The organism is Nonomuraea sp. 3N208, assembly GCF_052245935.1.
GTDB lineage: Bacteria > Actinomycetota > Actinomycetes > Streptosporangiales > Streptosporangiaceae > Nonomuraea.
On record NZ_JBQQBR010000029.1, the window covers coordinates 153,924 to 160,625 of the forward strand.

Sequence of the window (6,702 nt, forward strand, 5' to 3'; positions counted from 1 at the left end):
GTGGCCAGGAAGGCGCCGGCTGCCTCAGCGAGGGTGGCGTGCCCGTCGCGCAGGTGGCGACTTTTCGGCGCAGGCGCTCATGCCGGTCGCCAGGCGACTTGGTTGCGCCGGTGTGGACGATGGATCCGGCGCACCCAGGCGGCCGCTGAGTTTGATCACGCGTCTGTCAGGAAGGCCAGTACGTCGGAGGTGAAGCGCTTATCGGTGAATGTGCCGCTGTGGCTGCGGCCTGGATAGACGACGAGTTGGGCGTCGGGGATGCCCTCGACCGTGTACCGGGCCAGCTCCAGCGGGTAGACGAGGTCCTTACCACCCTGGATCAGCAGCGTGGCCGCCGTGATGTCGTGCAGCCGGCCGCGCAAGTCGAAGCCGTCTTCGGCGTTGAGCACGGTGACGGCGTCGCTGTGGTCCTTGTGGCCGCTGTCCGACAGCCACAGCAGGCATCGCAGCAGTCTCTGGCCGATCGCTGATTCGGTAACGATCTCGGCCAGTGCGGGGCTGGGCCGCCTGCCTTGGCGTGCACGTTCGATGTAGTGACGTTGGGCTCGCTTGCCGACAGGGCCGAGAGTGCAGGCCGTGCCCGCCAGGACCAGGCGGTTGACCAGGCCGGGATGGTCGGCGGCAAGTTGCAGGGCGATGGAGCCGCCGGTGGAGATGGCCAGGATGTTCACCGGGCCCTCGAAGGTGGATTTGATCGCTTGCGCGTAGACGGCGGCGAGGCCGGCCATCGTCGTGGCCGACGGCAGCCCGGGTGGCCGGTTGACGACATAGACGGTGAAGTGTTTGGTGAACGGTCGCACCATCCGCATCGTGGACCAGCGTGCCAGGCCCGTCGGGTTGGCCGCTTGCGGGGTGTAGAGCAGGACGACCAAGGGTGCTCCCGCGCCGGCCGACAGGTACGGCAGGCCGTTCATCATGGGGTGATCCCTTCTGTGACCGCGTCGATCAGACGGTTCATCACGGCCGGATAGATGTCGGTGCCCAGGTGTTCGGCGTGCAGCGGGGTCAGCAGGACCGCGCGCAGCACGCCGAGCAGGACCTGCGGATCGTCTTTCAGATGGGTGCTGAGGAACTGGAGCACATCGGCCATCGGGCCGTCCGTCGCTGCGGCCATGCGCTCGGGGGTGAGCTTGGCGGCGACCGCGGCCATCTCCTGGGGGTGGGACATCAGCCGCCGGTAGAGCCGATTGCTGTCGAGTTCGGCGATCGTGGCGCGCAGGAAGCGGCGCAGCGCGTCGCGGGTGTCGGCGCCGCGGTTGAGGCCCTGGTCGATCACCCGGCGCCGGACCTGCTCGCTCTGGCGCAGCATCGCCTCGAAGTACAGGTCCTCCTTGGAGTCGAAGAAGGCATACAGCGAGGACTTGGCGATGCCCGCGGGAGCGGTCAACTCTTCCAGGGACGTCTTGCGCAGCCCCTGGGTCGAGAAGAGGTGGGTGGCGGTGTCGAGCAACTGCTCGATGATCCGCAACCGCTCTTCCTCGGAGAACGCCGACGGCATGTTGTCTCCATTTGAACATATTGGTTTATTGTTCACAGCGTAGCTCTCGATAGGCAGGCGATGTCGTCCGCCCCCGGTCCGGATGGATGGAGTCCAAGAGAGGGGCCATGCCGAGATGGGTGCGGCGTCCTGTTTCGCAAGCGACCACCTATGAAACACCGCCCTCTGCAGAACGCGTCCAGGGGGAACGCTGTTTCATAGATCGGTGCAATAAGGTAGCCGGGTGAAACACTCCCATGAAACGCTTCCGGGGTGCGCGACGACGACCACCTCCGTGTGGAGGCCCACGCCTGCCCGATGACCTCCTGCGCCGCCCCCGCCGGCTCGCCCTGCCGGACCGGCCGGGGCAAGGTGGCCGTTCAGTACCACACCGCCCGCTTCCGGCTCGTGCCCGCGCTCGCCAAGGCGCTCACCGTGGCCACCCCACCGGTCCGCAAGCCGGGCACGGCCTGGATCGAACTGCCCCGCCCCATCGCGGCCGGCACCGAACCGGCCGGGCACGTCCGCATCGGCTACGCCCGCGCCTCCACCGTCCGCCAGTCCCTGGACACTCAGCTCGACGCGCTCAAGGCCGCCGGCGTCACCCGCGTCTTCGCCGAGAAGATCTCCACCCGCGCCGCCAGCCGCCCCGAGCTCGACAAGGCCGTCACCCTGGCCCGGGAACTGCGCGCGGCGGGCGTGGCGGTCACCCTCGTGGTGCACGAGCACAAACGGCTCGGCCGCGGCCTCGACCTGGCCGCCCTGGCCGAGCAGCTGCGCGCCGCCGACATCGGCCTGGAGTTCCTCACCGGCGACCTGCAGGGCTCCCACGACTCCTCCGGCGTCGTGTTCACCGTGCTCGCGGCCCTGTCGGGGATGGAACGCGAGTACATCCGCGACCGCACCCTGGAAGGCCACGAATCGGCCCGCAGCCGCGGCAAGACCATCGGTGGCGCCGCCGTCACCGACGACACCATGCTCACCATGGCCCTGCACTTGCGCCAGCAGAACCTCAGCCTCCGCGACATCGCCGCCCGCCTTGTCATCACCAAGGGCAAGAAGAAGGGCCGGCACCCATCCCCGGCCACCGTGCTGCGGATGTTGCGCGACCACGACACCAACGCGGCAGCGGCGCCCGCCACGGGCTGACCGCCTCACCCGTTGCCTTACCGCCGATGTGGAGCGGGCTGCAGCGCCGAGCCGAGCGTGCCGCAGGGCACGATCCTCCCGTTCGCGGCCAGCTGCACCGCGGTGGCCGCCGCGTGCAGCATCGCTTCCTGACGTGGCGGGCTCAGCCGCTCGTACGGCCGCCAGAAGGACAGGCCCGCCCGGAACGGCAGGCCAGCGGTGTCCCAGATCTGGTGCAGGACGGCGGCCGAGCCGGGGCCGGCCCGGGAGTCGACCATGCTGACCTCGTCCAGCAGCGTCCGCAGCAGCCGCAGCCACTCCCCGACGTGCACGGTCTGCGCGGGCAGGGTGACGGTCGTGGTGGCGATGCCTTCGAAGGTGAGCCGGTCCAACGCGGCGACGGCGTCCGGGACCGGGCGCGGGGGCATCGGCTCGCCGTAGCGGTGGGCCCGGCGAACGTCGTGAAGGTTCTCCAGGCAGCAGCCGTGCTCCGCGCAGCTGGCCATGAGGGGGAGCGCGGCGAGCAAGACGACGCCGCGCCCCGGGTCGGCTGCGCACGTGGGGCAGATGCGCCGGGCCGTCCGCCATGGGCGGCCGCTCAGCGGCAGCCAGGGCCGCCAGCGATTGATCACGTGGTATCCGGCCTGGCCCGGTGGCAGCAGCACCGACTCCTTTCGAACGTAGTCGGCGAAGGCCTGCGGGCCCTCGGCGGGGTTCAGGGTGTCGGCCAGCCACGGCACGCACCCGGCGATCGTCATCCGGCGCAACCGGTCCACCTCGACGCCGGTCCGTGCGGCGAGCGCGTGCACGATGATCGTGGGCGCCTGGTAGTCCAGGTCCGCGCCGCGGTCGAACTCGGCCGACGCCGCGCCGAGGTTGTGCGCCAGCAGCTGCTCGACCGACAGCCGGTACAACCCGGCGAGACGGCCGAGCCAGGAGGTGAGCGCCTCGCCGGGGCCGGGCTCGGGGTGGACGGGCCAGCGGCGCAGAGCGTCCGGCAGGTCCCCGTGAGTCATGCCAGCTCGCGTTCGAACTTGCGGCGCCGCTCGGTCGGGCCCGTGTAGGAGGCCAGCAGCAGGGTGCGCTGGGTGATGGCCTCCTCGCCGGACTCGATCGCCGCGACGGCGGCCTCGGTGAGCAGCGCAGCCAGCTCCCCGATGGTGCCCTCGCTGCGGGTCAGCAGGTACTCGGTCATCTCCGGGGTGGCCAGGTAGGAGGGGCGGCGAAGCGGGAAGGCGGCGGCGAAGCTGGCCAGCAGCGTGCTCGCCTCCCGGCCGGGCTCCCAGCGCGGCAGCACAAACGGGGGGAAGCGGTTCTCCAGTTGGTCGTCGGAGCGGATCGCTAGGTAGGCGTCCCGGGTACCGACGCCGACCAGCGGGATCTTCAGCTCGTTGCCCAGGAAGCGCAGCAGGTTGAGGAACTCGCGGCGCGCCCCGTCGCGCCCGGCCAGCACGTTGTGCAGTTCGTCGATCACCAGCATCCGCACGGCGGCCTGCCGCAGCAGCCGCACCGCGAGCTGCTCCAGCTCGGCCAGCCGCTGCCGGGGGCGCAGCGGCGCGCCGAGCGCGCTCAGCAGCCCGGTGTAGAAGCGGGCCACGTGCGGATCGGAGGGCATCTGCACGACCAGCACCGGGATCTCCTCGGCGTCCGGGTGCGAGATCGGCGGGTGCGAGCGCCGGAACTTCTCCACGATCATCGACTTGCCGTTGTTGGTCGGCCCGATCACCAGCAGGTTCGGCATCCGCTGCTTGGCCGGCCAGTCCAGCAAGGTGTGCAGCTGGTCCAGCGCCTGGGTGGCGCGGGTGTAGCCGATCCACCGATCCGCCCGGACCCGGGCCAGCCGCTCGGCGGCAGGCAACCGGGCCACCGGCCGGGCGCTTTCATGCAGGTGCGACAGATCCTCCACCCGCCCTGGCTCCAGCTCGATCTCGAACTCCGGCGCAATGTCCGGCTCGACGTCCGGCTCGTGGCTCACCACTGCTCGATCACCTCGAACGGCCGCACCGGCTCCCCGTCCGCGCACCCCTCGACCGGCGGTGGAGGCGGCGGCCCTGCTGTCTGCGGCGCGGGAGTCGCCGAGCGGCGCTCCACCTCCCGGCGGGCCCGACGGGTCTTGGCCGCCGCATCCTCGGTGATCTGCCGCATCTGCTCCACCATGGCGAACAGGGCGCTCTCATCGACCTGGGCGCGGCCCTCCTCGCGCAGCCGGGCGATCGCGGCACGCTGCTCCCACACGCTGATCGGCGGGCGCGACAGCGTCCGGTACGGCACCAGCAGGTAGGCGTGCCCGTCGGGGTCCAGCACCCAGATCCGGGAGAGGTCGCGCGGGTCGCGGCGTAGCACGAACTTCTCCAGCCGGTCCCAGCGGGCGATCCAGGGCTTGAGCGCGTCGCTGTAGTACTGCACGTGGTCGATGGTGAAGCCGGTCCGCGTCAGCGTCCGCCGGATCACCGGCAGGAAGTCGACCAGGAACGCCGTCGCGCTGGTCACCGTCGCGGGGCGGCCGCCGGCCGCGACGCCCTCGGCCCACCGCCCGGCCGGGGTCTGGCCCAGCGTGGCGTGCACCTGGCCGTGGTAGGCGGCCACCGCCAGGGCCAGCCACCGGTTCAGCTCGGCGACGGTCAGCACCGCCTTGGCCTGGCTGTCGTAGCTGCCGCGCTCGGCCGGGTTGGAGAAGGTGGTCCCGGGCAGTTCGTGCACCATCTGCATCATCGTGCCGATCAGCCGCTCGATGACGCCGCCGAAGTGCGGCATGCCCTTGGGCCGGTACGCCAGCGTGATCCCGTGCTGAGCGCAGCCCCGGCGCAGCGCCTCGCTGCGGAACTCGGCGGCGTTGTCCACGTAAATCTCCTGCGGCTTGCCGCTCATCGGCCAGGCCACCGCCTCCATCCCGAGCCGCTCCAGCCACAGCCGCTTGTCACACACCGTGTGCGCCAGGCACAGCCCGGCCGACAGCGCCGAGGGCGCCTCCAGCGTGACCACCAGGCCAACCACGCAGCGGCTAGCCACATCGATAGCCGCAGTGACGTACGGGCGGCCGATCGGCAGCCGATGCCGCTCATCGACCACCTCCAGATCGACCGGCGTGTGGTCGATCTGGACCTGCTGCAGCAGATCCTCAATCTTCGGCGGATCGCCGCCCGCCGGCCGCAGACGGCGCGCCCCGTCTGCGCCCTCCCGCGCCGCGGCGGCCGCCGCCGGATCCAGCGCCTCGATCCTCCGTGCCAGCGTGTTGCGCGCCGGGACCGGCAGCCCGCCGGCCCGGCACCGGCGTACGACCTCCCGGTAGACCGCCGCCACCGAGCGCCGCTGCCGGTTCAGATACCGCGAACGGATCACCTCGGTCATCACCGTCTCGACCGCCGCCGGAAACCGGCCGAGTCGTCGGCCGCCGCTGGAGCGCCGGGGCAGCAGGTCTGAGACGACGCCTTCACCCGCACGCCACCGGCCCAGCAGCACGTACACCTGCCGCCGTGAGATCCCCAGCTCGTCTGCCGCCACGTCCGCGGCCGCCAATCCCACCCGTGGCCCGGCGGCCAGCTGGCCGATCACCTCCGCCTGGCGTACCGCCACGTCCCATGCCTCATCCGGGGCGGTCAGCACGCCCTGTTCGATGATCTGCGCCTGGCCGCCGTCCATGCCGGACCTCACCGTCGCGCACGCGAGTACGGAACAAACGCACCGTAGCGCAGAGGACTGCTGACAATCCGGTGCTTCACAGTCCTCTGCACAGAGCCGCGAATGCCCAGGACGTCCGTGCACGCGACTTCAGAAAGTGACACTTGCAACACCTATGTCCCTTCCGGATGAAGTTGGCGGCTGGGACAGGTTCCGATCTGCGGCACGACACCTTTGGTTCGAACGGTTTCGAGCCGTGTTGTTCAGGTCTTCCTGTCGGCGAGAGAACTTAACGTCCGGGGTAGGGCGGCGGCGCTGTGGCGGGCCGCCGATCGGTGACCCGCCCGCGCCGCGCCGCCGGTCACGGTGTGGCCGTGCCCCCGTCCACGCCGATCGCCGGGAGCGGCCGTGCCGCCCTGGTCGCCGCGCCCGCGTCAGGCCCGCACGCCGCCTCCAGCAAGTGGTTCCCGAACGCGAAG

Annotated in this window: 6 protein-coding genes; 1 reads left to right on the plus strand and 5 read right to left on the minus strand. The window is 71.0% G+C overall.

Features of this window, described 5'->3' with window-relative positions:
* Positions 1–155: 155 nt before the first annotated feature.
* Entirely contained in the window at positions 156–917 is a 762-nt protein-coding gene (locus ACTWPT_RS37845) for an alpha/beta fold hydrolase (RefSeq protein ID WP_443182317.1), read from the minus strand.
* A complete protein-coding gene (locus tag ACTWPT_RS37850; RefSeq protein ID WP_443182318.1) occupies positions 914–1,498 on the minus strand; it encodes a TetR/AcrR family transcriptional regulator in 585 nt (194 codons plus the stop codon). The genes ACTWPT_RS37845 and ACTWPT_RS37850 overlap by 4 nt, the downstream gene beginning before the upstream one ends.
* A gap of 252 nt (positions 1,499–1,750) precedes the next feature.
* Between ACTWPT_RS37850 and ACTWPT_RS37855 the strand changes: the two genes are divergently transcribed.
* The gene (locus tag ACTWPT_RS37855; protein WP_305923845.1) at positions 1,751–2,626 is read left to right on the plus strand and encodes a recombinase family protein; all 876 of its coding nucleotides are present in this window, start codon (positions 1,751–1,753) and stop codon (positions 2,624–2,626) included.
* A gap of 17 nt (positions 2,627–2,643) precedes the next feature.
* On the opposite strand, the gene ACTWPT_RS37860 is transcribed toward ACTWPT_RS37855, so the two are convergent.
* Genes ACTWPT_RS37860 through ACTWPT_RS37870 form a run of 3 tightly spaced genes read right to left on the minus strand, consistent with a single transcriptional unit; the run spans position 2,644 to position 6,244 of the window.
* Complete coding sequence (locus ACTWPT_RS37860) at positions 2,644–3,621, minus strand: TniQ family protein (protein WP_305923844.1); 978 nt, start codon at positions 3,619–3,621, stop codon at positions 2,644–2,646.
* On the minus strand, positions 3,618–4,580 hold the full coding sequence (locus tag ACTWPT_RS37865; RefSeq protein ID WP_443182319.1) for a TniB family NTP-binding protein: 963 nt from the start codon (positions 4,578–4,580) through the stop codon (positions 3,618–3,620). The genes ACTWPT_RS37860 and ACTWPT_RS37865 overlap by 4 nt, the downstream gene beginning before the upstream one ends.
* Positions 4,577–6,244, minus strand: coding sequence for a transposase (locus ACTWPT_RS37870; RefSeq protein ID WP_443182320.1), 1,668 nt, complete (start codon positions 6,242–6,244; stop codon positions 4,577–4,579). The genes ACTWPT_RS37865 and ACTWPT_RS37870 overlap by 4 nt, the downstream gene beginning before the upstream one ends.
* Between the last annotated feature and the right edge of the window lie 458 nt (positions 6,245–6,702).